Raw genomic sequence first — 26,408 nt, forward strand, 5'->3', positions numbered from 1 at the left:
CTTCAGGCGGCGGCAGCGGCGCCGGCTGCTTGTTTGCCTGCTTCTTCGTTGAGACGGTCAACGAGGAGCATCGCCGCATCGTCGGTCAGGCGGCCATCGGTGTGGCGGATCAATCTGCGGTGCAGTTGTTCCAGGAACTCGTGCGGGGGGCAGGTGTGCACCGCCTCCATGGCCTCGGGCAGGGCGAAGAAATCGTTGGTGTCAGGGTTGCGGGCTTCGATCACGCCGTCGGTGTGCAGCAGCATGCGGTCGCCGGGTGCGAACGGATAGCTCTCCGCCTTGGCAGGAGGGCCGGTGAGGAGGTCTTCCAGGCCGAGGGGCGGCAGCGGTGAGGTGGGCATCAGGGCCTCAACCTTGCCCTGGCGCAGCACCAGCGGAGGCGGATGGCCGCGGTTGACCACCTGGACCTCGGGTGTGTCGGACACCTGGGCTACCAGCGCGGTGACGAAACCCTCCAGCAGAACTTCCTGATCGACCGCACCGGGCACGGCGCGCTCCTGTCGCAGCGCAGCCGCGCAGTGGTTCATCACCTCCGCGAGTTCATCCTCGTAGTGCGCGGTCACCCGGAACGCGCCCAGCACGGCTGCGGCCGCGCGCACGGCAGGCAGTCCCTTGCCCCGGACGTCGCCCACGATCAGCCGGACCCCGTACTGGGTCTGCACAGCCTCGTACAGGTCACCGCCGATCTGCGCCCCCGTCTCAGCCGCGAGGTACATGCTGGCCGCCCGCACCCGGCCCAGCCGGGCGGGTACCGGACGCAGGATGGCCTCCTGGGCTGCCATGGCGATCCGACGGACCTGGTCGAGCTCGCTCTGCCTGCGCGTGCGCACGGCGTTGCTCATCGTGACACTGGCTAGGGACACCAGGAGCAGACTCACGATGTTGCTGTAGTACGCCAGGTCGTAGGCGGGGGAGGTCAGGTCGGTGGCGAGAGCGAGAGCTGCTACGGAGAGGATGCCCTTCGGGCCCATCGTCAACGCGGCCAGCGCCGGCATCGCGGTGAGGAAGGTGCCGGTGACCAGAAAGTGTGCAGGTGAGAGCTCGATGCCCAGCGCGACCAGTACGATCACGAACGGCACGCACTGCGCGACTCGGAAAAGGGCCCGGCTATGACCGCCCACTCCTGGCAGCGGAGCTGAGCGGAAGAGCGATCTCATGGGTCCAGCCTGCCTCGCTGCAGTCGAGTGTTCTACTCATCGCTCTCGCGGCCTCCCGGGGCATCCCGGGGACCCGCGACCGACAGCCCCCGGCGCGCGGTGACTGGACCGGTCCACCGTTCCACCGGTCCAGCGCGCGCTATGTGCCGAGCATCATTCCGCGAACCCCCAGGAGGTTGGCCATGAATGAGACCAGCAGCCGCCCGGTGTCGACTTGCAGGAAGTCGAGGTCCTTTGCCGCCAGGCCCTCGTCGAATACCGCAGGCCAGGCGAGGCCGCTTCGGCCGAGTACGCGGCACAGCTGGACGCCCATATCCGCGCCATGCTGCCGCTGGCAGAGAAGGCAATCGGCGCAGGATGCGGAAGCCAGCGGCTCGCCGAGGCGGGTCGGCCGCCAGTTCGGGTTCGGCGGCGAGCAGGCCCAGCAGGGCCTCGCGCTCATCGGCCTTGGTCCTGGTCAGCGCGAAGGCGACCGGCAGGCCCTGGAGGGTGCGCACCAGGTGCAGGCGCAGGCCCCAGAAGAACCGGCTGTGGCTGGTGCAGTAGCCGTTTTCAGCCCATCCGGCCAGGTCGGAGCGTTTGACGGTCTCGCGGGAGCGGCCGCATTCCACCGGCGTGGAGTCCACGTCAGTCTTCACACACTGACATTGGATGACCTATACGGTCATGCGCCTACGGGCCAGTTCCCTGGTCTCCTCCGGCAGTGCGTCGGCGGCCAGCAGCCGCGGCAGCAGGTCCGGTTCGAGCGTCATCGCGCGGAAGACAAGTGCCACGGTCACGTCGTGGTCGGGCCGACGCACGATCTCGACCGGGTCACCGGCCCGAATGTCCCCGGGCGCGATGACACGCAGATACGCGCCCGGCAGCGCGGCTTGCGTGAAGCGTTTGACCCAGCCGTCGCGCTCCAGCCAGCCCTGGAAGGTCGCACACGGGATCCGTGGGCACGACACCTCCAGGACCACATCGGGCCCGATGCGCCAGCGTTCGCCGATCAGTGCACCGTTGACGTTGAGGCCGACGGTGGTGAGGTTCTCCCCGAAGACGCCGTTCTCAAGCAGCCTGCCCAACTCGTTCTCCCACCCATCGAGATCCTCGCGGGCATAGGCATAAATGGCCTGGTCGGAACCGCCGTGGTGCTTCACGTCGTAGACGCGGTCGCCCGCGAGACCGACTGCCCCAGTGCCCTTGGGGCCGGGGGCAGCGACGGCGACCGGGCCATCAACGGGCCGCTTGTCGATGCCTGTCGCGCTGAGTCTCTTCCATGGGTTGGGTTGGGGTTTGCCAATATTGACGGAGAGCAGCTTCATGCCGGCGACGGTACGGTCCGCTGCACACCGAGGCGACCCAGTTCCGCCCCTGCTGCGATTGCGGCGCGAGTGTCAGCGCATCTTCAAGCGAACGCGCAGGGTTCACCTGCACGGGACAACAGTCACGATGTCCCGTGCATTCGATGTCTGCGACACCCTGCCGTGGTGGTCTGTGACTCGCAGGGATGGGGTCTGGGTCCGTCGCGGGGTCGGCAGGATCACCTTGCGAAATTCGATGGGCAGGGGGCTCGTTCAGGGGCGCGGTGCCTTCTCGCCGTGCACGGCGGTGTATTCGGCTGCGAGCCATGGAGCCAGGTCGTCGATGAGCATGGCGAGTACTGCCGGATCGGCCGAAGGGGTGCGGCCGATGGACGCAGCCACACGCATCTGCTCAGCGGCTCACTACTGCGCTGAGAGCGTCGGCGAGTTCAGGGCTGGTAAGGAGCAGTTGCTCCCTACCACCACCACCGGGTCGAAGTCGAGCATCACTACATGATCGCGCTCCAGCCCGCGGCTGGCGTGGGATCCACCGGCGACTACAATGAATCATCCATGGAAGATAAATCTTTGGAAGATGAGTGATGGCTGATCTGAAGCTGCTGTACCGGGAGCTGGTCTCGCTGGAGATCGAGCTGTGGAACGGCATCGAGGGGCGGTTGCGGGCGGAGTACGACCTTCCGCTGACGTCGTTCGAGGTGCTGCACCTGCTGCTGCGCCGACCGGGGCGGCGGATCCAGGACATCGCCGAGGAGTTCTCGATCACGGTGGGCGGTACGAGCAAGGTGGTGGACCGCCTGGAGTCGGCGGGCCTGTGTGGGCGTCGCGCGAATCCGAACGACCGGCGTTCGTCGATCGTCGAGCTGACGGGCGAGGGGCGCAGGCTGGTGGAGGGGGCGGTGCAGGTGTTCGAGGCCGAGTTGGAGCTGCGGATCGGGTCGGTGATTCCCGAGCAGTCCGTGCGGGAGGTGACCGCGGTCCTCAGTACGCTGCGGGCGGCCGGACGTGCTCTGGACGCGGAGCGGAAGGCCGCGGGTGAGGCGCCGGTGCCGACGATGCGGGCGCCGAAGCAGTCCGGCCGGTCGGCCTCGTGAGCCGCCGCAGTACTTCCGGCACGGCTTCGGGCGCGGCTTCGGGCGGTTGATGCGGGCTGGTGAGGGCGGGGCGACGCCGTGTGCCCCGAGGTCGGGTCGGTCCTCGGGGCATACGAGGTTTCAGCGGCCCCAGAAGGCGTCTTCGGCGCTCTGGTCGCCGGAGAAGAGCCACATCTCGGTGATCTTGCCGTTCTGGATGCGCAGGAGGTCCACGCCGTCCATGGCCATGGACGTGTCGCCGCGGCGGCCGGTGAAGTGGATGGTGGCGGCGACCAGGTCGCCGTTGCCCATCAGGGAGTGGATCTTGTCGATGGCGAAGGTGCCCTGGCTGGCCTCCATCATGCCGCCGAGCATCTGAAAGACAGCGCCCTGGCCCTTGCGGTCGCCGGAGAACTGGTTGCTACCGGGCTGGTGCCAGACGATCTCCTCGTCGAGGAGGCCGCCGAGGGCGGCCATGTCTCCGGTCTGCACGGCCTGGAAGTAGGTGCGGGCCAGGTCGAGGTTGGCAGTGGTGATCTTGGTCATCGTGGTCTCCGTTGGTTCGGTTGGTTCGGTTGGTTCGATTGGGGTCGTCTGGTGAAGTCGAGGCGGTCGGCCAGGCCAGCCCCTGTGAAGGCGGCCTCAATCTCGGCGCGGCCTTCCTGGAAGTGGGCCCAGCTGTCGTAGTGGGCGGGGACGACGCGGCGGGCGCCGAGCGTCTTGGCGGCCTCGGCGCCCAGGGCGCTGTCGAGAGTGAGCAGGGCACCGTCGAAGGCGAACGGCATGCGGGCGCCGCCGAGGAAGAGGATCGCCGTGTCGACGGGAGCGAAGCGGTCGGCGATCTCCTTGACGTGCTCCAGGGCCGCGTTGTCGCCGCTGACGTAGACCGAGGGCAGGTCGTCGGAGGTGAGCATGAAGCCGACGACGTCACCGGAGATCGGCTCGCAGCCCACGGGGCCGTGCCGGGCGGGCACGCCGGTGATGGTCACGGTGCCGCCGTCGGGCCGCTTGAGCTCGGCGGTCTGCCAGAAGGCGAGGCCGCGGGCGTTGCCGCCCAGGCGGTCGGCGCCGCTCTCGGTGGTGAAGATGACCGGCACCTCGGCCAGCAGGGCCCGGCCGAGGTCGGCGGCTGTGACCGGCGCGGGGTCGGCCTTGACGAGCTTGTGGTCGCCCGGGAGGGGCATGGGGTACTCGCCCGGCGGATCGAAGGTCGGGTCGGTGACGACCCTGGTCCGCCGTAGACCGCGGGAACGGTCATGACGCGCACTCCTCTCTAAGGCAGGTCAAATCCAGGCGGTGACCAACGCCCCCGTGGAGAGCTGACGGAAACCCGGCAGGCCTCAGCAAACCATGTCCATTCCATGGAAGCAACTTCCTTAGATTATTGTTCCGTGTGTATGGGTTCGGTGCCCTGTGGTCTGCCAGCCCTTGGGCAGCACAGGGCCCCGACACCTCGGACCGACAGTGGTTGTCGTGTGCAACCGAAGGTTTCATCCACCCATGGCTGTGACCGGCAAGATGAAGGTTCAGTCTGCGCGGCGGACTACCGAGTTGTGCAGATCAACCTTGCATTTTCGGAGAGGCGGGGGCGCCTGGTTCTAATCACGGATCCCGGCTCTTGCCCACTTCCTTGTGGTCCTGCACGAGGAGTGAAAAGTCGATCTTCGTGGGGTCAGCTGGTAGCCAGTTGGCTCCGTTACGGCATCGGGTTTCGGTGCCGTCAGTGTCAGAGCTAGGACCTATCATCCGAGCCATGAGCGACGAAGTGGGCAAACACGTCTTCATCTCATACGTCCGCGAAGACTCGGATCAAGTAGATGGCCTCTGCGCTGTCCTGGAGGCGGCCCAGATCCCGTACTGGAGAGACCGCAAGGACCTCGGGCCAGGCGACGCCTGGAGAGCCAAGATCCGGGCGGCCATCAGAGACGGATCGCTCGTCTTCCTGGCCTGCTTCTCAGACAACTCCCGGGCCAAGGCTAGGTCCTACATGAACGAGGAACTAACCCTCGCCGTCGAAGAGTTCCGCCAGATGCCACCCGGACGCGTCTGGCTGATCCCCGTGAGATTCGACGCGGGAGACGTCCCCGGCTGGGACCTCGGGGCCGGACGAGTGCTGAGTGACCTCAACTACTCGGATCTGTTCGGAAGGGACCACACGGCGCACGCGGCCAGGCTCGTTACCACGATTAATCGCTTGCTCGGCGAAAAGAGGCCCGACCTGGCTACCGCCCTCGCCGCAGTCGAGCAGGCGACCTCTGCGGACCGGGCGGACCTTCTCAAGCGACTCACCAAAGAGATGCTCCTCGAACCGTCACGGCGCATTGAGTTGGATGACTTGGTCTCGCAAGAAGTCCAGCGTGTGCTTGCGGTCCTCAAGAATGCGGAGCGGCTGGCCGGGCAGCTGGACGGCACGAACGAGGAGCAGATCGTTCGTATCGCTGAGGAGGCACAAGACCTTTGGACCCTCTCCGAGCCGTTCTGCGCGTCACTTCAGGTCGCGTGCCGTTGGGGAGCGCCCGAATCGTTGCAGCCATGGACGAGCGGCATTCGCTCTTTCGTCGCGGCGGCAACCAGGCCGGAGAGTGGGACGTCGGCTCTAGTTGAACTCCGCCACCTCCCGGGGATGGTTGGCATCATGACCGCCGCGCTCGCCTGTGCGTCGAGCGGCAACTGGGCCAACCTCAAGTCAATGGTCATCGACCCGTCGGTCAGGGACAGGTACGGGCAGAAGCCGACGCCCATCGTCGAGGCAACGGATCCGAACAAACCGTTCGGCGGTACCACGGACTACGTCACCAATACCCTCGCGCGTGCAAGCGCGACAGGGAGGGATTTGGGCGACTCGTTGAAGGACTTCACGGAACGTCGGAACGGTAAGTACCACACGCCGGTTGCTGAGTGGCTGCACCATGTCCTTCGCCCGATCTTCTCGGACCAATGGTCGGACGACGACGCTTACAGTTCGGAATTCGACCGGGCCGAAGTGGTGCTCGGGGTGCTCGCACAAGATGTGGTGAACGTGCGTGCGGCCGCAAACCCGCAGAAACCGTCGTGGAGACACTCTCGCTGGTACGGGCGGTCGACTTGGCGGTCCGAGAGCCACGGCAACCCGATTGCCGACCTGGCGCATGAGTTCGATACGCAAGGTGCCCAATGGGGTCCCCTCGCGAGTGGGTTGTTCGGCGGCAACGAGGACCGCGCCCGTGCTGCGCTGGAGGCGTACCAGACGTCCTTCTATAAAATCGCAGGTCAACAGTTCTAAGGGAGCTTCGACCGGGCCACCTTGTTCGAGTCGGTTCACGACCGTGACCGCCATCGCCTGAAGAATGACGGCCACGCTGTGTACGCGACCACAAGAGGTGGATGAGAGCCCGTTCTCGTGGACGAAGCCAGGATGCTCGGCTACTTCTACTGGGCTGTCACCAGGAGAGCGTGTAGGTGCTGTCTCCATTCGGGAGAAGGGTGTGGGTTCGAAAGGGGTGCCAGGCGCGCCGGAACACGGTGGCGAGGTGGCGGTGCGCGGTGAGTGCGTCGCCAGCTCGGTGGGATGGGTTGAAGGCGTGGGCTTGGCGTTGCTGTGCGTGTTGGGTGGCGGTGCGCAGGGCTGGTTTCCGGAGGTGGTGTTTCTGGTCGTGGACGCGGATGGGAGCGAGCGGCGGGCGCTTGGCGGTCATGTTGGCCCAGTAGCTGATGGGGTCGTTTTCGTGCTCGCCGTAGTGAGGGTGTCGTAGCCGTCGGGCGATCTCGGCGTTGAAAAGGCGGCGGTCCCAGGCCGTTTTCTGTGCCTGCTGTCTCCAATAGGGCGATGCGAAGAGCGAGGCCAGTGCAACGGCTTCGGGATAGACCGCGGCGCAGAGGCGTGCGACGGAGTATGTCGCTTCGGCCGTGCCGGGCGGGATGAGGATGTTGGCCCGGCGGATCCAGTCGTGCCAGACTCCGCCGTTCTCGTTCTCCGGGCGTGACCAGAGCTGGCCGCAGATGAGTATGCCGGTGAGGACGGCGTCATAGGTGGTGGCCCAGCCGTGGCGCTGGAGGATGCGCAGGTGCCGGCGCTGTGCCTGGACGATCTCCGGGAGGGCGTCGAGGGGCGTGGTGTGTCCGTCGGCGTCGGTTGGGCAGAGCCAGAGCCGGTGTCGGGTACAGACGTAGCGGTGGTGCGGCAGGACCCTGGTGACTTCGCCGCCAGGGTGTTTGGCGTTGCAGTGGTGGCAGCCGGGTTGTGGCTGGTGGCGGAACATGGCCCAGTCGGGCTGTGGAGTGCGTAGTTCGGGCAGTGCTCCGGCGAGGGAATGGACGGTGCGGCCGGTGATGGCAGCGAGCCGTTCGGGGACGACGACGCGGCGTATGCCGCCGGAGGCTTCGCGTTCGGTGACGCACTGCCAGAGGGTGTTGATGTCGAGACCGTGGAGCCGGGCCAGGCGGCCGATGTAGGAGGCGGCGATCTCATGTCGGGCAGGAGGGACCGGGTCGGGCAGACGGCGGATGAGCATCAGGCCGCGCGCCTCCGCCTCGCGGTGGGTTTGGCAGGGGCGGTGAGCTTCTCGGACTGCTCGGCCGCGAAGTCGATCGGAACGAGCTTCAGCAGGTTCTCGGTGATGCGTTCGCTTTCGTCCTCGATGGCCAGGACGGCGGCGCCGCGGATGAGCTGGGAGAGGCTGCCGATCATGCCGCCGGTGCGGTGGAAGAGGTACTCGCTCAGCGCGGTGAGGGTGCCCGGGGTGTGGTGGTGCAGCCGGAGCATGGATTCCAGGGTGCCCACCAGGGCCCGCCAGGCATCGTGGTCGGCGGGGGTGGCGTGGGAGAACGGGGCGGCGGGGATGACGACGAAGCGTCCGGCGATCTGCCGTCCGCGGGTGCCGGCGAACAGGCCCTGGGATTCAATGTCGATGCCCGCGTAGGCGAAGGTGGCGGGTAGCCGTTCGGCGAAGTACTTGAGCTGGTCGGATGCTTCGGCGCCGGACCGTGTCGCGAGATTCAGGTTGTGTAGTTCGTCCACGAGGACCAGGTCGACATGGACGTGGGCGGCGGTCGCGCAGACCGCGTCGACGATGTCGGTGACGTTGACCCGGGTGGGGAAGGTCAGCCCGAAGAAGCGGGCGAACTCCATCGCGAGCATCTTCGGGGTGGCCGCCGGGGGGACGGTGGCATAGACGACCGGGAGCCGGTTGTGGTCGCGTGGATGCCGTTTGCGGACAGCCAGTTCGTGGGCCCGGCCGAGCTGGGTCAAGGCGGTTGTCTTGCCGGTGCCGGAGGCGCCGGAGAGGATCACGCCGCGTCGGGCGGAGATCTGGTTGCGGTTGAGCTGGATCAGCAGTCGGGAGGTGGTGATGACCTTGCCGATGGTCGGGGTGTTCACCATCGGCAGATCGGCGTGATACTCCCGGCGCCGGTCCTCCTCCTGTAACTGTTCGGTCCGGCTCATTGCCGCTCGTTCAGTGACTGTCAGGAGCCGGGGCGGGATCGACTCGTGTTCGACGCAGTGGCGCCAGCCCTCCTTGGTGGTCAGCGGATTGTCGGGCGGTGCCGGTCTTGCCCTGGCCGGAGTGCGGGAAGGGGAGGGCTTGCTCATAGCCACCTTTCGGCTTCTGCGTGGGCGTCGAAGACCCCGAAACCCGCCACCGCCGCAGGCGGCTGGACCTCGGATTCCGGCTCGGGCTCCGTCTGGTTTTCGATCTCGGGTGCTGCGGCGGGCGGGTGGACGGCGACAGCGGTGCGGGTGCGGGCGGCCACCTTGGCCGATCTGGTGTCCGGGCCGTGCTCGGCGCGGGTCAGCAGCCCGTCCAGGACACGGGCGACAGCGGCTTCGTTGGCGTCATCCAGCCCGGCCTCGGCGGCCAGACGGCGGGCGTGCTGCCAGGTGAAGTCCGCGAACGGAGCGTTCACCAGCGGAAGATGAACCCAGGGGGCGGTGATCCAGCCCTGCTCGGTGCGTACGAACACCTGGGACAGGTCATAGGGGTCGTAGTGCACTTCCCAGAGCCCGCGCTTGGCCGTGTGTCCGGAGTGCTGACGCCGATGGGGCCCCAACTCCGCGCAGTCGTAGGTGCGGTAGTTGATCCGGATGCCGTAGTCGTTGATGGTTCGCCAGGCCACCGGCAGCAGCTCCAGGTAGTCCTCGCCGCGCAGGACCAGCGGCAGGTAGCCGCAGGCCGCCACCAGCGAGGCGTACTTGTCGTTCGGCGACATCGCCTTCTTCGGGCGGAACGGGTCACGCAGAGCGTCATGCGGCCGGGCCTGCCACCCGGCCAGAAGCCACTCGTCTAGCAGGTCCTGGAGTTCGGGGATCGTCCAGACTGCCTGATCCTCGATGCGTTCACCGCGGCGTGAGACGTTCGCCCCGGTGTAGCCGGGAAGGTGCTGGACGAACAGGGTGTTGATCGCGGAGAACGTGGCCTCCACGATCGCCTTGTCGGTCGGCGTGCGCGGGCGTGATCGCTGCACCGAGATGCCGAGCCGGTCGCAGGCCCGGATGAAGGTGTCGGAGATGAACACCTTCCCTCCGTCGATGACAACGGCGTCCGGCACGATCACCGGTTTCGCCGCGGCCTGTTCCATCCGCGCGTCCACGTCCAGCAGCCGCCGGTGCGGCATCCGCGAGGCCGCCATCCGCAGTGCGGCGGACCAGCCAGGCCGCATCGGTTCGGGCACCAGCATCCGCGCCAGCAGCAGCGAGGCGTCCACCGCCTTGGTGCCCATGGGCCGCAGTACCGCGGCGCAGATCGTGCGGGTCGCGATATCGATGGCAATCGTCAGATCCGCGCGGGCGGTGAGCCCGGAATCGAGCACCACCATGACGTCCAGCGGGGTGGAGTCGATCTGAACTTGTTCCCCGGGCCGGTCTGCGAACGTCGGCGTGAACGGCCCCTCGGGCCGGTTCGCCGTCTGCCGCCGGGTGGCCGCCGAGCCGAAGGTGTGCTTGCCGGTGGAGAGCGCATCGATCAGCTTGTAGAAGGTGCTTTTGCCCGGCAGCGGCACCACCCCCTCGCCGTGGGCGGCCTCCACCATCTTGACCACCCGGCGCATCAGCCGGGAGCGGGTCCCTGTCGAGGTGGGCGTCTCGGCGGCCAGGGCCTCCTGGATCACGGCGACAAGCCGGGCATCGGCCTGTCCGGTCACCGCTGACATCCGCACCAGACGCTGATCGACCAGCCCCCACAACCCCTGCTGGGCATAGCGAGACCGCTTGCCCATCACCGTGCGCAGGCTCACCCCCAACTCATCCGCCTTCGCCCGTGCGCGCTCCAGCAGCGAACACACCTGCGGGTCGTACTCGGGCCGCAGTGGCGTGCCCGGTGCGGCGCCGGGCGGCAGCCCGGTCTCGACTTCCACGACGTGGCGTTCCCACTCGTACGCGGCTGTGCGAACCGCCTCCGGCAGCGTCGCGAGCAAGCCGGACGGCTCCAGTGCGGGCAGCGGCTCGGTGCCTGTGACCGCGAAGTCCGGCGCCGCCATCAGATGCGAGGCCAGCACCACCGATTCCGCCCCGCTGTCCGAGCGCAGCCGCACCGACGTCCCCGCCAGGCCCACCACCTGATGGTCACCGCTGTCATAGGTGATCCAGTCCCCGGGCCGCAGTACCGAGGCATCCCGGCCGCCCGTCACCGCACTGCCTCGGGCGACACCAGCGACTCCGCATGCAGCGGCACCGACACATCCACCGCCAGGTCGTGCAGCCAGAGCAGATGGAACAGCACTGGCAGCACCGAGACCAGATCACCCACTTCCGTTGCGCCGCTAGCCAGTGGACGCGGCTCGGCGAACACATCCCGCAGGGCCGAGGCGACCGGCTCCAACCGGTGCCGCGGATGGCGATACCCCGCCAGCCACCGCACGTTGCGCACCACGATCGCGTCCGGTGCCCCCACCAGCCGGAACTCCCACCCCACCTGATCGCAGGCCGACTGTGTCGCCTCGAACTTGGCCCAGTCCCGCGTCTTTCGGCGGTCCACCGGGCGGCAGTCGACCACCACCGCCGAACCGTCGTCACGGCGTGCGAAGTAGTCCGGTGCGTGCGAGATGCCCTTGCCCTTTTCCGAGGCCCAGAACAGCCAGAAGGGTTGGGAGGACACCCCCACCACGGTCGGGTCGAAGTCCAGCAGCATCACGTGATCGCGCTCCAGCCAGGACTCGTACCCGATGTGCCCGCCGACCGTCGCCGACCACCACAGCCCCGGTAGATGGCGCTGCCCCTTGTACGACTTGAACCCGCGTACCGGTGCCGAGTCCTCGAACCGGACCGCCCACGCATCCGTCAGCGGCCGCCGCAGCTCCGACCCGCCTGGCTCGACGTACCCGACCTCGAAGCCGTACGCCGGAGGGCCTGCTGTACCGCCCTGCACCACACCCAACACACGATCCATGGCCCGTTAACCGCGTACCTCGATGCAAGGTCACGCGGACGATGCAAAGTCCGATGCAGCTTTGACTTGGAAAGTGCAAGGTCTACCCGCATAGGACAGTGGTCCCTGATCGCTCACGGCGAACACTCCGGAGGGAACACTTCTGGGCTCACAACCATTGAGTCGGTAAAGCTCAACTTGAATGCCTAAGGGGAGATCAGATCATGGCTGCTGAGTCCACTGGGTCGAAGGCGCACACGTCGCTCACCCTGCCCGTACTGCCGCTCGACGACGAGGTCGTACTGCCCGGCATGGTGGTGCCGCTCGACCTGAATGACGCCGACGTGCGCGCCGCGGTCGAGGCGGCTCAGGCGGCCGCGCGTGGGGATACCGCCAAGCCGCAGGTGCTGCTGGTGCCGCGGGTTGACGGGACGTACGCGGGTACGGGGGTGCTGGGCACTGTTGAGCAGGTGGGGCGGCTCGCTGACGGCGATCCCGGGGCGCTGATCCGGGGGCGGCAGAGGGTGCGGATCGGGGCGGGGACGACCGGGCCCGGGGCGGCGCTGTGGGTGGAGGGCGTCGAGGTTCAAGAGACCGTGCCTGAGCCGTTGCCGGGGGCCGTCGCCGAACTGGCCAAGGAGTACAAGGCGCTGGCCACCAGCTGGCTGCGTAAGCGTGGGGCGTGGCAGGTCGTTGATCGCGTACAGCAGATCGAGGACGTGTCGCAGCTCGCCGACAACGCCGGGTACTCGCCCTTCCTGTCCACCGGGCAGAAGGTGGAGTTGCTGGAGACCGCCGACCCCGTCGCCCGGCTCAAGCTGGCCACCGGCTGGCTCAGCGAGCACCTCGCCGAAGAGGACGTCGCCGAGTCCATCGCCAAGGACGTCCAGGAGGGTGTGGACAAGCAGCAGCGCGAGTTCCTGCTGCGCCGCCAGCTGGACGCCGTACGCAAGGAACTGCGCGAGATCAACGGCGAGTCGGAGGGGGAGGAGTCCGACGACTATCGGGCGCGCGTTGAGACCGCCGACCTGCCCGAGAAGGTGCGGGAGGCCGCGCTCAAGGAGGTCGACAAGCTGGAGCGGGCCTCCGACCAGTCGCCCGAGGGGTCCTGGATTCGGACCTGGCTGGACACCGTGCTGGAGCTGCCCTGGAGTGAGCGCACGGAGGACGCGTACGACATCCAGGGCGCCCGGGGCGTCCTGGACGCCGAGCACGCGGGCCTGGACGACGTGAAGGAGCGGATCACCGAGTACCTGGCCGTGCGCAAGCGGCGCGGCGAGCGCGGACTCGGGGTGGTCGGCGGCCGGCGCGGTGGGGCCGTGCTGGCGCTGGTCGGGCCGCCCGGCGTCGGGAAGACCTCGCTCGGCGAGTCCGTGGCGCATGCCATGGGGCGCAAGTTCGTGCGGGTCGCGCTCGGTGGCGTACGGGACGAGGCGGAGATCCGCGGGCACCGGCGTACGTACGTGGGGGCGCTGCCGGGACGGATCGTACGGGCCATCAAGGAGGCGGGTTCCATGAACCCCGTCGTCCTGCTCGACGAGATCGACAAGGTCGGCTCCGACTTCCGCGGCGACCCGGCCGCAGCACTGCTTGAGGTGCTCGACCCCGCGCAGAACCACACCTTCCGCGACCACTACCTGGAGGTCGAACTCGACCTGAGCGATGTCGTCTTCCTGGCCACGGCCAACGTCCTGGAGGCCATCCCGGAGGCGCTGCTCGACCGCATGGAGCTGGTCAGGCTGGATGGCTACACCGAGGACGAGAAGGTCGTCATCGCCCGCGACCACCTGGTCACCAGGCAGCTGGAACGGGCCGGTCTCGGCCAGGACGAGGTCACGCTCGACGAGTCGGCGCTGCGCAAGCTGGCGGGCGAGTACACCCGGGAAGCGGGCGTACGGAACCTGGAGCGCTCCCTCGCCCGGCTGCTCCGCAAGGTCGCGGCCCAGCACGAGCTGGGCGAGCGCGAGTTGCCCTTCACGGTGACGGACGCTGAGCTGCGGGAACTGATCGGACGGCCGCACCACGTACCCGAGTCCGCACAGGACCCGGCCGAGCGGCGCACCGCCGTACCCGGCGTGGCCACCGGGCTCGCGGTCACCGGCGCGGGCGGCGACGTGCTGTACGTCGAGGCATCCCTCGCGGACCCGGAGACCGGTGGATCCGGACTGACCCTGACCGGTCAGCTCGGTGACGTGATGAAGGAGTCCGCGCAGATCGCGCTCTCCTTCCTCCGCTCACGCGGCGCGGAGCTGGAGCTGCCCGTCGGCGACCTGAAGGACCGCGGCGTGCACATCCACTTCCCCGCGGGCGCGGTCCCCAAGGACGGCCCGAGCGCGGGCGTCACCATGACGACCGCCCTCGCCTCGCTGCTCTCCGGCCGACTCGTCCGTACGGATGTGGCGATGACCGGCGAGGTGTCGCTGACCGGCCGGGTGCTGCCCATCGGCGGCGTCAAGCAGAAGCTGCTGGCCGCGCACCGCGCGGGCATCACCACCGTGGTGATCCCCAAGCGCAACGAGGCCGACCTGGACGACGTCCCCGCCGAGATCCTGGACAAGCTGGACGTCCACCCGGTGACGGACGTCCGCCAGGTCCTGGAGCTGGCGCTGTCTCCGGCGAGCAGTGACGCGTCCAGGGAAGCGCCGACGGAGGTACGGGTCGCGGCCTGACGAGGAGGCGAGCGGGGGGACCACCCCCGCTCGCCCCGCGCTACGTCGACGCCAGCCGCAGGGCCAGGGCGACAGCCGCCAGGACACAGAGCGCCGCCGGGACCGGCAGGCCCCTGAAGTCGCTGACGCGTATGTGGAAGCCCATCGCGCCGAAGAAGAAGAGGATCAGACAGATCGCCGCGATGATCCCGATCGGCACCCAGAAGAGTCCGACCACCAGGCCCACCGCCCCCGCGAGCAGAAGCGCGGCCAGGTGGTTGAGGCGGTCCTCGGGTACGCCGAGCCTGGCGTACCTCTCCACCGCGGTCGGGCGGTGGCTCAGCTTCAGCAGAGCCGACGCGACCAGTGCCGCGGCGAGCAGCGCCGAGACGACGGCGGTGGCGAGGAACATGGGGCACCTCCGTGGTGGCCGTCCCCTGACAGCGGCGGCACCCTTCCAGCGTAGGACCGGAAACCGCCCCCGCCACCGCCTGCGAAATACTGGTGCGGCCGGGGCAACGGCTGCGGGTGGCGGAACGTAAGAGCGGAACGTAAGAGAGGGTGCTGACGTGCGGGACGGGTCGGACGACAACGGGGTCGACGGGGGCGACGGAGTCGACGGGGTCGATCAGGAGTTCCTCGCGTTGGAGCGGGAGCTCACGGTCTTTCTGCGCCGCGCCCGCGCCTCGTCCGGCGAGATGGCCCGCGCCGTCCACCCCGACCTGGAGTCCGCCGCGTACGGGCTGCTGGTGCGGCTCGCCGAGTGCGGCGCTCAGCGTGCGACCGCGCTCGCCGGGTATATCGGCGTCGGCAAGGCGACGATGAGCCGTCAGCTCCGTGCCCTGGAGGAGCTCGGCCTGGTCACCAGGGAGCCGGACCCCGCCGACGGCCGCGCGTCGCTGATCCGCCTCACCGACGACGGTCGCGAGCGTTTCGCCACGGTCCGCGCCGCCCGCCGGGCCCAGTACGTGCGCAAACTCGCCGACTGGGACCGCCGCGAGGTGGCCGAGCTGGCCCGGCTACTCGGCCAGCTGAACTCAGGCGCCGAGGAACAACCGTAGCGAGCCAGGGCCCAGGGCCCAGGGCCCACGGCCCACGGCCCAGGCGCCAGCGAGCCAGAGCTCAGCAGCGCCAGCGAGCCAAAGCCCTAGAATTCCGCGAACACCACCGCCGCGTCATCGTGCCTCTTCCAGCGGAACGCGGGCCCGGACTCCGCCCGCTCCGTCTCCAGCGCCCTGACCCGCTCGATCAGCGACCTCGGGCCCTCCTTGCGCAGCAGCGCGAAGCAGTCCGCCCAGCTCCCCTCGTCGAACATCTCCACCCAGCGCCCGGCCCCGTCCGTAAGCGCCGCCAGCGCCGCGACCTCGGCCCGGGGGAGCGCCCCGGTGACCGCCCGCGCCGCCACCGAGGGGTCGGCGGCCGCGGTGAAGAAGCCGTCCTCCGCGTTACGCAGCGCCTCCACCGCCACGCGGTAGGCACCCACCGCGTCCGTACGCTCGGGCGAGCCATCCGGCAGCGAACGGGCCGCGTCGCCCAGGTGCCTGACCCGCGGCGGCAGGGTGTCGAGCCGGTCATCGAGTACGGGCGTGACCTCGCCGTCCGACCCCTCGACCAGCAGCGCGGAGTCGGAGAGCACCAGATACTCCACGCGGTCCGCGTCCCAGCGGGCCAGGACGACGGTTGCCTGCGGCGTACGGGGGTGAGAAAGATCACAGGTGTCGCGGTGGGCGTCGGCGGTGCGCCCAATGGCCTGGGCCAATACGTCAGGCAGCGTCAAATCTCGACGCGAAACGGACAGTTCACCTAGGGCGCCACCGAGCTGGGCCGTGTACCAGTGAACGGAATGAAGACATCCGTAAGCGTCGGCTGGCGGGGTCACGCCATCCAGCAGAACCAGCGAACCGCCCTGACCCGAGGCGGGCAGCGCCAACGACGCGTAGTCCTCGTTGGGGCGATCGGGGTGGCCGGGGTCCGTGGCGAGTTCCATGCGCATGCCGCCAGTCTGCATGAGCCCTTCACGGCGGGCCCGGAACCCCCTGGCGTCCCCCTGTAGCGCGCCGCCAGGCGGGATTTGGGCGGATTGGCGCCTTCCGGAAGTGCGCGGCAGGGCATCTTGCCAAAGCCCGCCCGGCCAGTCCAACCGGCGCTCCGCGCGGGGCTGATGCGAGTGTCACGAAGACTTGCCCACCCACAGCCGCCGTTGTTCACTCCTTCGGGTGGCCTGGTGGGTGATGGGCGGCCCCTGTCCCAGCCCGCTGGAAAGGTCATGTGCCGTAACCAGGGGTGTGTCCGTGTTGACTCTTCGTCACCCGGGTCAGGGGGTGCCCGAGCCAGCACTTCAGTGCCCCTTCCCCGGGGCGAGGAACGAGAACATCGAGATTGCGAGCACCGGTGCAGATGAAGCGGCCGCGTGGCAAAGGTGGCAACGGCGGCACGTCCGATGAGGGCACGGACCAGCCGGGCACCGGGCCGACGAGCGTGGAGCCGACGAGCGCGGACCGGACCGACGCCGCGCCCCCTTCACCCGCACCCGCACTGACACCCACAGCACCCAGCGCACCCAGCGCACCCGCCACGCCCACCGGCCGCCGGGTCCGCGTCCGCAGCCGACTGATCATCGCCGTCGCCGTGGTCGCCGCCGCCGTGGCCGGAGCGGGCGGCCCCGCCCTGCTGTCGTCCTCCGACCAACTCGCCGAGTCACAGAGCCTGGTCACCCTCGCCGAACGCACCCAGCGCGCCGTCGTACTGGCCCACTCACTCGCCGACGAACGCGACCAGGTCACCTCGTACATCGCCGCCGGGCGCCCGAAGGGCAAGGGCCCCGACGAAAGCGGCAGCGCGCGCGTCGACCGGCAGATCACCGAGCTGCGGGCCGAGGCACCCACCGCGCTACGCGAGGACCTCGACGCCATCTCCGGCGTACGGCGGACCGCGCTCACCGGCAAGGGCACGGCCCTGGACGCGCACGCCGCGTACACCGACGCGATCGGCGAGCTGCACACCCTCACCGAGCGCCTCGCCGACCGGCTGCCGCCCCGCGCGGGCTCCGGCAGCCGCGCCCTCGCCGACCTGGACCGCGCCGTCGAGCAGGCCACCGCGAGCCGCGGACTGCTCCTCGCCGCGCTCGCCGTCCCCCGGCCCGAGCCGCAGACCACGTACGACCCGGTCACCGCCCAGTACGTCACCCGCGTCCCCGAATCCCCGCTGGACGACCGCCGCGACGAACTCACCGCCGCCGCCCAGCGCGCGAGGATCGGCGAAGAACTCGCCCGCGCCGACTTCGAACGCGCCGCGCACGGCGTCGACCAGGCCAAACTCCGCTCCACGGTCACCGGTCCCGAGATCACCACCGCCGAGAAGTACCTCGCCCGCCTCACCGACCAGCCCACCCTCTCCGAGGCCGAACTAGCCCTGAACCGCGCCAAGGTCGACGCCGCGCTGTCCGCCCGCGTGGAGCAGCTACGCGGCGTCGAGAACAGCCTCACCGCGGAACGCACCGCACGGATCGCCCAACTGCGCGACGACGACGTCACCGCCCTGGAACTCCAGATCGCGATCGTCGGCGCCTGCCTGCTGCTCGCCGTGGGCGTCGCGATGGGAGTCGCCCGTACGCTCACCCGGCCGCTCGCCGTCCTGCGCCTGGGCACCGCCCGGATCGCCGACGACCCCGCCGCCGACGAGCCCGTACGCTTCACCGGACGCAACGACGAGTTCGCGCAGGTCGTCCGCTCGGTCAACACCCTCCACGCGCACAGCGCGAAACTGCGCGAGCGCCTCGGCGTACTGGAGAGCGACCGCAAGCACCTGGTCGGCCGCCGCGAGTCCCTCGCCGAGGAAAGCGAGCAGCTGCGCCGCGAACTGGCCGACGCCACCACCCGCCTTGAGCAGGTACGGCACAGCGTCGAAGGCACCTTCGTAAACCTGGCGCTGCGCACCCTCGGCCTCGTCGAGCGGCAACTCGCCGTCATCGAGAACCTCGAGGACCGCGAGCAGGACCCGGAGCGCCTGGCCACCCTCTTCCGGCTGGACCACTTCGCGACGGTCATGCGCCGCCACAACGAGAACCTCCTGATCCTCGCGGGCGCCGAGCACAAGCACTCCCACCCGGGCTCGGTGCCGCTCATCGACGTCCTGCGGGCCTCGGTCAGCGAGATCGAGCGCTATGAGCGGGTACGGATCTCCTCGTTGCCGCAGCACGCGCACCTCGCGGGGTTCGCGGCGGACGACGTCAGCCACCTGGTCGCCGAACTGCTGGAGAACGCCACCTCGTTCTCGCCGCCGGACGCCTCGGTGGAGGTCTCCGGGTGGCTCCTGGAGAGCGGCGAGGTGATGCTCTCCGTACAGGACGAGGGCATCGGCATGGCCCCGGAGCGGCTGCGCGAAGTCAACACCCGTCTGGCGGAGTTCGACCCGGACGAGCCTGAGCCGCGCGCTGTGGAGGCGGGCGGGGACGGCGATCTCGGCCTCGGGCTGTACGTGGTCGCCCGGCTCGCTGCGCGGCACGGCGTCCGGGTCCAGCTGCGCGAGCACAAGCAGGCTGGCGTGGCGGCGGTCGTGGTGCTGCCCAAGTCGATCCTCACCGCGGCGCCGTCGACGGCGGTGGCTCCGGGGCTCGACGCGGCGGGTGCGGGTGCAGGCGCGGTGGCGGGTGCGGGGTCGGGGTCGGGGTCGGCTCCGGCGGTCCACCTGCCCGGCTCCGAGGCGGAGGCCAACTCCAACGTCATCCCTGGCCGTTCCGTCCAGTCGCAGTGGCAGTCGCAGTCGGAGTCGCAGCTGCCGTCGGAGTCGCCGTCTGTGCCTGAGGACGAGGACGAGGCGCCCGAGGACCCGCTCATCAGCGCCGCAGAGCGCACCCTGAGCGCCCACGACGCCGATACGGACGCGGGCGAGGACGCCCAAGACGACGCCCAGGTTGAGGGCGTCACGGTCAGCGGCAGCGGCGTCTATGGCGGAACCTCGGACGGTTCCGACACCAGCGCGGCCGCGATCCCCGCGCCCAGGGCCGAACTCGACCCCGACACAGACGCGGGGGAGGAGACGGAGCCCCCGAAGTGGGAGCGCGTCACCGACAAGGGCCTGCCCAAGCGGACGCCCGTCATCACGGCCCCGGTACCGGCTCCCGCCCCACCCGTCACAGGTTCCATCGACGCCGAAGCCCTGCGCCGCAGGCTCGGCGGGTTCTACCAGGGGGCGAGGGACGGCCGCCGCGACGTAGAGGCCGAACTCTCGGAAAGAAGTGCGGAAACCGATCGGCCAGCGGAGCAAGCGGAGCCAGCGGAGCCAACGGAGCCAACGGAGCCAACGGAGCCAACGGAGACCGATCGGACCGCAGAAGACTCGGGGGACACAGTCGAGGAGGCCCGCAGTTGACTGCGCCCATGCGTACGCCCAGCACCACCCCGAGTGACCTCAGCGATCCGCCCCAACCCGGTGAACCCGATGAATCCGGCGATCCCGCCACCAAGCTCAGCAGCGAGGCCCGCAACCTCCAGTGGCTGCTGACCAACCTCGTCGAGGACGTCCCTGGCCTGCACTCTGTCGCCGTGGTCTCCTCCGACGGCCTGCTGCTGCTCTCCTCGGACCCCGACACGGAGCAACAACACCGCACCGAGCCCAGCTCCCAGGGTTCCAAGGGGCCTAAGGGCCCCAAGGGACCCAAGGGCTCCAGCGCCGACCTCGCCACGGTCGTCTCCGGCATCTGCAGCCTCACCATCGGCGCCGCCAAGCTGATGGACGGCGGCGGCGTCAAGCAGACGGTGGTCGCCATGGCGGAAGGCAGTCTCTTCGTGATGGCGATCAGCGACGGTTCGCTGCTCGGCGTGCACGCGAGGCCGGACTGCGACATGAGCGTCGTCGCGTACCACATGGCGCTCTTCGTCGGCCGCGCCGGGCACGTCCTCACCCCCGAACTCCGCAGCGAACTGCGCCAGTCGATGGAGAGCGAGAGCGCCCAGTGAGCACAGCCGACCTTCCCATCCGCGGCGCCAACCGCAAACCCGCCCGGGTACGCCCGTACTCGCTCACCGGCGGCCGCACCCGCTTCGGCCACCTACTCCTCGTCGAGACCTTCGTCGCCCGCATCGACAACGCCCTCTCGGCGCCCGACGAACGGCGCGAACTGCCCGGCGGCTCGCTGGAGACCCGTGTCCTGCCGGAGCTGCGCGCCATCGTGGAGCTCTGCCGCCGGATGCGTACGGTCGCCGAGATCGCCGCGCTGCTGAAGATGCCATTGGGTGTGGTGCGGGTACTGCTCAGCGACCTCGCCGACCAGGGAAAGATCCGTGTGTACGGAACCGGGCACGGCCCGGGCCAGCCGGACCGCGCACTGCTCGAAAGGGTGCTTGGTGGACTCCGCCGTCTCTGACACACGCATCGCGGAAGCCGAGCCAGCTGAGCCAGCTGAGCCAGCCGACGAAGACGGCGCCCAGCCCTGGCAGACCGACACCACCCGCGCCCCCATCGCCACCAAGATAGTCATCGCGGGCGGCTTCGGCGTCGGCAAGACCACCCTGGTCACCGCCGTCTCGGAGATCACCCCGCTCCAGACCGAGGCCCTGATGACCTCGGCCAGCGAGGACAGCGCGGACGACGACCTGACCGCGACCCCGGAGAAGACGACCACCACGGTCGCGATGGACTTCGGCCGCATCACGCTCGACGACGACCTGGTCCTCTATCTCTTCGGCACCCCCGGCCAGCAGCGCTTCTGGTTTATGTGGGACGACCTGGTGCGGGGCGCGATCGGCGCGGTCGTCCTCGCCGACACCAGGCGGCTGCCCGACTGCTTCGCGGCTCTTGACTACTTCGAGAGCTGCGGGATTCCGTATGTCGTGGCGGTCAACCACTTCGACGGCACGGAGAGGTTCGAGGCCGAGGACGTCCGCGACGCCCTGACGCTCCCCGCCCACACCCCCGTGGTGATCATGGACGCGCGCCGCCGGATCGCGGTCATCGAGACCCTGCTGGCCCTGGTCGGCCACGCCCTGGACGTCACCCCCGAATAAGCCCGCACCAGACGTACGCCCGCAAGCAGAGAAGGCCCCCCATGCGGAAGATACTCATCGTCGGAGCCGGTCAGTCCGGCCTCCAACTCGCCCTCGCGCTCCAGTCGCAGGGGTACGAGATCACCCTGATGTCCAACCGCACGGCGGACGAGATCCGGTCCGGCCGGGTCATGTCGACCCAGTGCATGTTCCACACGGCGCTCCAGCACGAGCGCGACCAGCAGCTCGGCTTCTGGGAGTCCCAGGCCCCGAAGATCGAGGGCCTCGGCGTGTCCGTCGCCGGACCCGAGTCGCAGCGGGTCATCGACTGGGTCGGCAAACTGGACGGCTACGCCCAGTCCGTCGACCAGCGCGTCAAGATGGCCGGTTGGATGGAGACCTTCGCGCAGCGTGGCGGCCAGCTCGTCATCCACGGTGCCGCCGTCTCCGACCTCGACTACTTCTCGCGCACGTACGACCTCGTCATGGTCTCCGCGGGCAAGGGCGAGCTGGTCTCGATGTTCGGCCGCGACGCCGCCCGTTCGCCGTACGACACACCGCAGCGCGCCCTCGCGGTGTCGTACGTGCACGGGCTCGGCCCGCGCCCCGAGCACCCGGAGTACGACGCGGTCCGCTGCAATCTGGTCCCGGGCGTGGGCGAGCTCTTCGTCATGCCGACCCTCACCACGTCAGGGCGCGCCGACATCCTCTTCTGGGAGGGCATCCCCGGCGGCCCGCTCGACGTCTTCAAGGGCGTCAAGGACCCCGCCGAACACCTCGCCCTCACCCTGGAGCTGATGGAGCGCTTCACGCCCTGGGAGTACGCCCGTGCCACCAAGGTCGAACTGACCGACGCGGGCGGCACGCTGGCCGGTCGCTACGCCCCCACGGTCCGCAACCCCATCGGCCGCCTACCGGGCGGTGGCCTGGTCCTCGGCGTCGCGGACGTCGTCGTCGCCAACGACCCGATCACTGGCCAGGGCTCCAACTCGGCGTCCAAGTGCGCCGCGTCGTACCTCTCCTCGATCGTCGAGCAGGGTGACCGCCCGTTCGACGAGGCCTGGATGCAGGCGACGTTCGACCGCTACTGGGACACCGCCCAGCACGTCACCAAGTGGACGAACGCGATGCTCGGTGTCCCCCCGGAGCACGTCCTGAACCTGATCGGCGCGGCCGGGGAACTCCCGCCGATCGCACACCGCTTCGCCAACGGCTTCAACGACCCGTCCGACTTCGAGAACTTTTTCTACGACCCGGAGAAGGCGAACGCGTACGTGGCGGAGGTCGCGGGCACGGGCGCGGCGGGAGCTTGACGGACGCCGCAGGAGCTTGACGGGCGTCGCGGGGGAGGGGGAGGTCACTGCTGGGCCGGTGGCGGTTCCCCCGCCTCCCCGTACCCCAGATCCGACCCCTCCGTGGCTCCCTCCGGCAGCTCCGGCGCGACGTAGTCCTCGACCGGCTCCGCGTCGGGATCGGGCCGTACGACTCCGAGGAGCGGGTTCGCCGCGATGGGCGAAACCTTGATCTTCGCGCCGGGGCGCGGGGCGTGGATGACCATGCCGTCGCCCAGGTAGAGCGCGACGTGCGTGGCCTCGGGGAAGTAGACCACCAGGTCACCTGGGCGTACCTCGTCCAAGGGCACGCGGGTGAGCTCGTCCCACTGCTCCTGCGAGGTACGGGGGACGGCGTGGCGCGCGCGGTCCGTGTCGTACGTGTCCTCTGCGTGGGCCCACGCCTGAGAGGTCAGCCCCGAGCAGTCGTACGCCGCCGGACCTTCCGCTCCCCACTCGTACGGTTTGCCGATCTGCTCGACCGCGTACCGCAGCGCCGCCTCGCCCGCCTGCGAGGGTGCCCGCGCGGACGCATCGCCCAGGGCCCCGGAGGTGATCAGCTCCTCCTGGGCGCTGGCGGTCTCCGAGTCCTCCAGCTCCCGCAGCTGGGCCAGTTGCTCCGGCGTCAGCCCGGCGAGTAGCCGCTCGACCTCCGCCAGCCGCCCCTTGACCTCGTCCCGCTTCGCCTTGCGTCTCTCGCTCAGGGTCAGCTGCTTGTCCAGCGCCTTACGGGACTTCGCGGCCAGCTCCTTGGCGCGCTGTTCGCTCGCGGTGAGGCGTCCTACGGTGTCGGCCCGCTGCGCGGCGGCGCGGCGGATCAGATGGCCCTGGTCGAGGGCGTGCTGCGGGTCGCGGGCGAGCAGGAGGCGGACGTAGGGGGAGAGTTCGCTGGTGCTCTGGTACTGCTGGCGGGCCAGCCGCCCGGCCGCGCCACGGCTGGCGCCGAGGGCGAGGCGGGCCTGGGCCAGCGCCCGCCCGAGCCTTCTGGTCTCGGCCTTCTGGGCTTTGAGCTTCGCGGCGGTGGCGTTATACGACTCGGTGGCGTCCTCAGCCTTGCGGTACAGCTCCTGAAGGTCGGTCAGCAGCTCGGCGACGGAGCGCTCCGTGGGGGCAGGGGCGACAGGGGCGGCAGGCGCCGGGGCGGGGGCAGGGTCGGCGGGGACCGGCACCGCGGCCGCGGGCCCGGCCGCCATCACCGCCGCCACCAGGGCCGTCGTACACACGACACGAAGAACGCTGCCCGACACAGGACCACCTCCACCGCGAGCATGCGGCGCGGGCGCGGTGGCCACCTGGTGGCGGGGGCGGTACGGCCGTATCGGGTCACCCGATCCGGTCGGTACGGCGAGCCAAATTTGACACGACGTCAGTACGTCAGGGGGACGCGTCGCGTTGCGGCTTGGTCCAGGGCCACTTCGGGCCGCCGCTGGGCTTGCCCTCCGGGTCGTATTCGTACTGCCAGCCCTGGGTGAGGCCGACCCGCCGGGTGTGCGCCACCGGCACCCTCCGGTACACCAGGGTGGTGGGCTTCTCGCCGTCGGCGCCTGGCACGGGGACCTCGTACACCTTCGGCGGGTTCCCGGTCATGCCAGTCAGTACGGACAGCACCCGCCCATCCAGCGGCCCACCGACAAACGGGACGTCTTCACTCTTCACGCCACCAGTATCCCCGTGCCCCCGTATCCGTGCGTCAGAGCAGGTGCGCCGCGTCGCCCACCACGGGGAGCACGCGCCGGGCCAGCGACCCGGCGCAGCCGTCGGGCCGCTCCAGGGCGAGGGCCGCGCGGAGGACGGTCGCGGTCTGCTCGTCGGACGCGGCGGTGGCGGTCATCAGGGTCATGAAGTGGTCGAGTAGCCAGTCCCGCAGCTCGTCCCTCGGCGGCTGCTTGCCCTCGTCGAGCCAGATCAGCGAGGCGGCCTCGACCGCCGTGATCCACATCCGCACCATCATGCGCGGCCTGGGGGCGGGCTCGGCCACCTCGAGATGGGCCAGGATCTGGTCCGCGGCGGTTCGCCGCACCTCGTCCACGATCGCGGTCGTGTGGGAGGTGGAGGCCACGCTGCCGCCCTGGAGCAGCGCGCTGAAGCCGGTGTCGTGCTCGTCGACGAAGGCGAGATAGCGGTCCAGGGCGCGGCCAAGCCGCTCGGTGAGCGGGCCGGTCGGGGGCTCGGCGAAGCACTGCTCCAGTTCGTCGGCGGCGGAGCGCAGCGCGGCCTCGTACAGCTGCTGCTTGCCGCCTGGGAAGTATCGGTACACCAGCGGCCGCGAGACCCCCGCCACCTCGGCGACGTCGTCGATCGAGACTTCCTCGGGCGCCCGGCGCGCGAACAGCGTGAGCGCGGCGGCCAGCAGCTGCGTACGCCGCTCCTCGACGCTCAGCCGGCGGTACGCGGGTGCGGCTCCCGACGTGGACGCGCGGGTGGGCGGACGGGTAGACGCTGCCGAGGACATATCCGCAGGGTAGTGGCAGCGGCGCGGCCACACTGCCGGTACGCCTGACGGCTGGCTGGCACTGAGGGGGATGTCAGTGGTGGCTGCCACCATTGGTGGCATGGTGATCAAGAACGTGGCACGACATCAGACCGTCAGCGAGCGGCGGATCGAGGCAGCACTCGAGAGCGCATGGCGGCAGACTCACGGCCACTGGCACTCCATGCGCTACGGCGACGCCCCGCTCCGCCCGACGCTGGTGACGATGAGCGAGCAACTCCTCGACCACGTCGCCGCGCGGGCCCTGGAGGACCCCGCGCTCCAGGCGCCGGATGTGCGTACCGCCCTGAACACCTCGGCGGAGTGCGCGCTCGGCGTGCTCTCCCTGGGCTGCTTCCCCAACGGCGACTTCGAGATCTCCTTCCCGGTCATCGACGAGCGGCTCAGCAGCGAGGAGATCGCCTACGACGAGAGCTTGGAGCCGCCCCATCCGACCACCGCCCGGACCTGGCTCGATGCCTTCACGCTGTGCGTGAGCAGCGGCTTGGTGTGGGAGTGGGAGAGGGTGATCGGGCTGCTGCTGCGGGAGGACTACGCGCCCGCGATCCGCGACGGAGTCCCGTACGCGAAACGGGAGTCGATATCGGCCCCGGCCGATATCGCCGAGATGGACGCCCTGTGCGGCTACCTGACCCCCGCACGCGGACACCTGCCCCGGGACTGGCCCCGGGTGCCGCTGCGCAAGCCGTCCATTGACGAACGCCTGGACGCGGCGCTGGCTCTGGACGCTGCCGCCGGGGGTGCGCTGACACCGGATCAGCGACTGCTGCGCGTACTGCTGACAGACGACCAGACGGCATTCGAACGGGCCTTGGCGGACCGCCTGCTGGAACACCACGCGAGCGTTGACCCCGCCCTCGACCCTGACCCCGCCCCCAGGACCCTGCTCCCGGTCGGCCCGCTCGCGCTGGCGGCGCTGGCGGTCCAGGTCCACGGCTGGGACCTGGCCTTCGAGTCCGACTACCTTCCGGCGTCACTGCTGCGGGCGCCAACTGAAGTTGGGGTTGGGGCTGGGCCGGGGGCTGACCGGTGACAGGCGCACGGGCAACGAGGTGTCAGCAGCACGCCCATGCCGTGGGGGA

Annotated in this window: 24 protein-coding genes and 2 pseudogenes; 10 read left to right on the forward strand and 16 right to left on the reverse strand. The window is 69.6% G+C overall.

The window, feature by feature from the left end:
• Positions 1–2 precede the first annotated feature (2 nt).
• From GCN81_RS20375 to GCN81_RS20390, 5 genes and pseudogenes are all read right to left on the reverse strand, one after another.
• Positions 3–1,079: a PP2C family protein-serine/threonine phosphatase gene (locus tag GCN81_RS20375; RefSeq protein ID WP_325065120.1), complete on the reverse strand. Its 1,077-nt coding sequence runs from the start codon at positions 1,077–1,079 to the stop codon at positions 3–5.
• Between the two features lie 217 nt (positions 1,080–1,296).
• Positions 1,297–1,470, reverse strand: coding sequence for a hypothetical protein (locus tag GCN81_RS31965; protein ID WP_197287715.1), 174 nt, complete (start codon positions 1,468–1,470; stop codon positions 1,297–1,299).
• 67 nt (positions 1,471–1,537) lie between these two features.
• A pseudogene (locus GCN81_RS32505) lies at positions 1,538–1,783 on the reverse strand (IS982 family transposase); the annotation flags it as partial.
• Between the two features lie 30 nt (positions 1,784–1,813).
• On the reverse strand, positions 1,814–2,464 hold the full coding sequence (locus GCN81_RS20385) for an MOSC domain-containing protein (RefSeq protein ID WP_156726049.1): 651 nt from the start codon (positions 2,462–2,464) through the stop codon (positions 1,814–1,816).
• Positions 2,465–2,716: 252 nt separating this feature from the next.
• Positions 2,717–2,845, reverse strand: a complete 129-nt coding sequence (locus GCN81_RS20390; RefSeq protein WP_407697995.1) for a hypothetical protein — start codon at positions 2,843–2,845, stop codon at positions 2,717–2,719.
• 200 nt (positions 2,846–3,045) lie between these two features.
• On the opposite strand from GCN81_RS20390, the gene GCN81_RS20395 reads away from it, so the two are divergent.
• Positions 3,046–3,555, forward strand: a complete 510-nt coding sequence (locus GCN81_RS20395; protein ID WP_156726050.1) for a MarR family winged helix-turn-helix transcriptional regulator — start codon at positions 3,046–3,048, stop codon at positions 3,553–3,555.
• 120 nt (positions 3,556–3,675) lie between these two features.
• Here GCN81_RS20395 and GCN81_RS20400 read toward each other — a convergent pair whose 3' ends face one another.
• Together GCN81_RS20400 and GCN81_RS20405 are read right to left on the reverse strand one after the other, a co-directional pair.
• Positions 3,676–4,071, reverse strand: a complete 396-nt coding sequence (locus GCN81_RS20400; RefSeq protein WP_156726298.1) for a nuclear transport factor 2 family protein — start codon at positions 4,069–4,071, stop codon at positions 3,676–3,678.
• A 5-nt stretch (positions 4,072–4,076) separates the two neighbouring features.
• Positions 4,077–4,763, reverse strand: a pseudogene (locus GCN81_RS20405) (MBL fold metallo-hydrolase); the annotation flags it as partial.
• 524 nt (positions 4,764–5,287) lie between these two features.
• On the opposite strand from GCN81_RS20405, the gene GCN81_RS20410 reads away from it, so the two are divergent.
• The gene (locus GCN81_RS20410; protein WP_156726052.1) at positions 5,288–6,796 is read left to right on the forward strand and encodes a toll/interleukin-1 receptor domain-containing protein; all 1,509 of its coding nucleotides are present in this window, start codon (positions 5,288–5,290) and stop codon (positions 6,794–6,796) included.
• Positions 6,797–6,953: 157 nt separating this feature from the next.
• On the opposite strand, the gene GCN81_RS20415 is transcribed toward GCN81_RS20410, so the two are convergent.
• The 4 genes from GCN81_RS20415 to GCN81_RS20430 are packed head-to-tail and all read right to left on the reverse strand — an operon-like array spanning position 6,954 to position 11,894.
• The gene (locus tag GCN81_RS20415; RefSeq protein ID WP_156726053.1) at positions 6,954–8,024 is read right to left on the reverse strand and encodes a hypothetical protein; all 1,071 of its coding nucleotides are present in this window, start codon (positions 8,022–8,024) and stop codon (positions 6,954–6,956) included.
• The gene (locus GCN81_RS20420; RefSeq protein WP_156726054.1) at positions 8,024–9,103 is read right to left on the reverse strand and encodes an ATP-binding protein; all 1,080 of its coding nucleotides are present in this window, start codon (positions 9,101–9,103) and stop codon (positions 8,024–8,026) included. The genes GCN81_RS20415 and GCN81_RS20420 overlap by 1 nt, the downstream gene beginning before the upstream one ends.
• Positions 9,100–11,136 carry a Mu transposase C-terminal domain-containing protein gene (locus GCN81_RS20425; RefSeq protein WP_156726055.1) on the reverse strand — a complete coding sequence of 679 codons (2,037 nt, stop codon included), beginning with the start codon at positions 11,134–11,136 and terminating at the stop codon, positions 9,100–9,102. The genes GCN81_RS20420 and GCN81_RS20425 overlap by 4 nt, the downstream gene beginning before the upstream one ends.
• Positions 11,133–11,894 (reverse strand): TnsA-like heteromeric transposase endonuclease subunit, encoded by a 762-nt coding sequence (locus GCN81_RS20430; protein ID WP_156726056.1) that lies wholly within the window; start codon positions 11,892–11,894, stop codon positions 11,133–11,135. Before GCN81_RS20430 ends, GCN81_RS20425 begins: the two co-directional genes overlap by 4 nt.
• Positions 11,895–12,097: 203 nt before the next feature.
• Here GCN81_RS20430 and lon point away from each other — a divergent pair, with 203 nt between their 5' ends.
• Positions 12,098–14,542: an endopeptidase La gene (gene lon / locus GCN81_RS20435; RefSeq protein ID WP_156726057.1), complete on the forward strand. Its 2,445-nt coding sequence runs from the start codon at positions 12,098–12,100 to the stop codon at positions 14,540–14,542.
• A gap of 40 nt (positions 14,543–14,582) precedes the next feature.
• Here lon and GCN81_RS20440 read toward each other — a convergent pair whose 3' ends face one another.
• The gene (locus tag GCN81_RS20440) at positions 14,583–14,933 is read right to left on the reverse strand and encodes a DoxX family protein (RefSeq protein WP_156726058.1); all 351 of its coding nucleotides are present in this window, start codon (positions 14,931–14,933) and stop codon (positions 14,583–14,585) included.
• Positions 14,934–15,090: 157 nt separating this feature from the next.
• Here GCN81_RS20440 and GCN81_RS20445 point away from each other — a divergent pair, with 157 nt between their 5' ends.
• Positions 15,091–15,582 (forward strand): MarR family winged helix-turn-helix transcriptional regulator, encoded by a 492-nt coding sequence (locus tag GCN81_RS20445; RefSeq protein WP_156726059.1) that lies wholly within the window; start codon positions 15,091–15,093, stop codon positions 15,580–15,582.
• A gap of 86 nt (positions 15,583–15,668) precedes the next feature.
• Here the strand turns inward: GCN81_RS20445 and GCN81_RS20450 are convergent, their stop codons facing one another.
• A complete protein-coding gene (locus GCN81_RS20450; protein ID WP_156726060.1) occupies positions 15,669–16,514 on the reverse strand; it encodes a hypothetical protein in 846 nt (281 codons plus the stop codon).
• A gap of 404 nt (positions 16,515–16,918) precedes the next feature.
• Between GCN81_RS20450 and GCN81_RS20455 the strand changes: the two genes are divergently transcribed.
• From GCN81_RS20455 to GCN81_RS20475, 5 genes are read left to right on the forward strand one after another with little or no spacing between them, the layout of a single operon-like run.
• A complete protein-coding gene (locus GCN81_RS20455) occupies positions 16,919–19,891 on the forward strand; it encodes a sensor histidine kinase (protein ID WP_156726061.1) in 2,973 nt (990 codons plus the stop codon).
• Positions 19,888–20,478: a roadblock/LC7 domain-containing protein gene (locus GCN81_RS20460; RefSeq protein ID WP_407697996.1), complete on the forward strand. Its 591-nt coding sequence runs from the start codon at positions 19,888–19,890 to the stop codon at positions 20,476–20,478. The genes GCN81_RS20455 and GCN81_RS20460 overlap by 4 nt, the downstream gene beginning before the upstream one ends.
• Positions 20,475–20,885, forward strand: coding sequence for a DUF742 domain-containing protein (locus tag GCN81_RS20465; RefSeq protein WP_156726063.1), 411 nt, complete (start codon positions 20,475–20,477; stop codon positions 20,883–20,885). Before GCN81_RS20460 ends, GCN81_RS20465 begins: the two co-directional genes overlap by 4 nt.
• Positions 20,866–21,525: a GTP-binding protein gene (locus GCN81_RS20470; protein ID WP_197287716.1), complete on the forward strand. Its 660-nt coding sequence runs from the start codon at positions 20,866–20,868 to the stop codon at positions 21,523–21,525. The genes GCN81_RS20465 and GCN81_RS20470 overlap by 20 nt, the downstream gene beginning before the upstream one ends.
• A 41-nt stretch (positions 21,526–21,566) precedes the next feature.
• Entirely contained in the window at positions 21,567–22,817 is a 1,251-nt protein-coding gene (locus GCN81_RS20475; RefSeq protein ID WP_156726064.1) for a styrene monooxygenase/indole monooxygenase family protein, read from the forward strand.
• A gap of 44 nt (positions 22,818–22,861) precedes the next feature.
• Here GCN81_RS20475 and GCN81_RS20480 read toward each other — a convergent pair whose 3' ends face one another.
• The 3 genes from GCN81_RS20480 to GCN81_RS20490 form a co-directional block, all read right to left on the reverse strand.
• Complete coding sequence (locus GCN81_RS20480) at positions 22,862–24,082, reverse strand: C40 family peptidase (RefSeq protein WP_231626864.1); 1,221 nt, start codon at positions 24,080–24,082, stop codon at positions 22,862–22,864.
• Positions 24,083–24,209: 127 nt separating this feature from the next.
• Complete coding sequence (locus GCN81_RS20485) at positions 24,210–24,491, reverse strand: hypothetical protein (RefSeq protein ID WP_197287717.1); 282 nt, start codon at positions 24,489–24,491, stop codon at positions 24,210–24,212.
• Between the two features lie 34 nt (positions 24,492–24,525).
• Positions 24,526–25,287: a TetR/AcrR family transcriptional regulator gene (locus GCN81_RS20490; protein WP_156726066.1), complete on the reverse strand. Its 762-nt coding sequence runs from the start codon at positions 25,285–25,287 to the stop codon at positions 24,526–24,528.
• A 100-nt stretch (positions 25,288–25,387) separates the two neighbouring features.
• On the opposite strand from GCN81_RS20490, the gene GCN81_RS20495 reads away from it, so the two are divergent.
• Complete coding sequence (locus tag GCN81_RS20495) at positions 25,388–26,359, forward strand: immunity 49 family protein (RefSeq protein WP_325065121.1); 972 nt, start codon at positions 25,388–25,390, stop codon at positions 26,357–26,359.
• Positions 26,360–26,408 lie beyond the last annotated feature (49 nt).

The organism is Streptomyces apocyni (assembly GCF_009739465.1).
Lineage (GTDB): Bacteria > Actinomycetota > Actinomycetes > Streptomycetales > Streptomycetaceae > Streptomyces > Streptomyces apocyni.

Coding starts and splice junctions, on each gene's coding strand:
- lon (WP_156726057.1), top strand. CDS start 12,098: ATGGCTGCTGAGTCCACTGGGTCGAAGGCGCACACGTCGCTCACCCTG.
- GCN81_RS20495 (WP_325065121.1), top strand. CDS start 25,388: ATGGTGATCAAGAACGTGGCACGACATCAGACCGTCAGCGAGCGGCGG.
- GCN81_RS20440 (WP_156726058.1), bottom strand. CDS start 14,933: ATGTTCCTCGCCACCGCCGTCGTCTCGGCGCTGCTCGCCGCGGCACTG.
- GCN81_RS20395 (WP_156726050.1), top strand. CDS start 3,046: ATGGCTGATCTGAAGCTGCTGTACCGGGAGCTGGTCTCGCTGGAGATC.
- GCN81_RS20490 (WP_156726066.1), bottom strand. CDS start 25,287: ATGTCCTCGGCAGCGTCTACCCGTCCGCCCACCCGCGCGTCCACGTCG.
- GCN81_RS20385 (WP_156726049.1), bottom strand. CDS start 2,464: ATGAAGCTGCTCTCCGTCAATATTGGCAAACCCCAACCCAACCCATGG.
- GCN81_RS20420 (WP_156726054.1), bottom strand. CDS start 9,103: ATGAGCAAGCCCTCCCCTTCCCGCACTCCGGCCAGGGCAAGACCGGCA.
- GCN81_RS20455 (WP_156726061.1), top strand. CDS start 16,919: ATGAAGCGGCCGCGTGGCAAAGGTGGCAACGGCGGCACGTCCGATGAG.
- GCN81_RS20410 (WP_156726052.1), top strand. CDS start 5,288: ATGAGCGACGAAGTGGGCAAACACGTCTTCATCTCATACGTCCGCGAA.
- GCN81_RS20475 (WP_156726064.1), top strand. CDS start 21,567: ATGCGGAAGATACTCATCGTCGGAGCCGGTCAGTCCGGCCTCCAACTC.
- GCN81_RS31965 (WP_197287715.1), bottom strand. CDS start 1,470: ATGGGCGTCCAGCTGTGCCGCGTACTCGGCCGAAGCGGCCTCGCCTGG.
- GCN81_RS20430 (WP_156726056.1), bottom strand. CDS start 11,894: ATGGATCGTGTGTTGGGTGTGGTGCAGGGCGGTACAGCAGGCCCTCCG.
- GCN81_RS20450 (WP_156726060.1), bottom strand. CDS start 16,514: ATGCGCATGGAACTCGCCACGGACCCCGGCCACCCCGATCGCCCCAAC.
- GCN81_RS20415 (WP_156726053.1), bottom strand. CDS start 8,024: ATGCTCATCCGCCGTCTGCCCGACCCGGTCCCTCCTGCCCGACATGAG.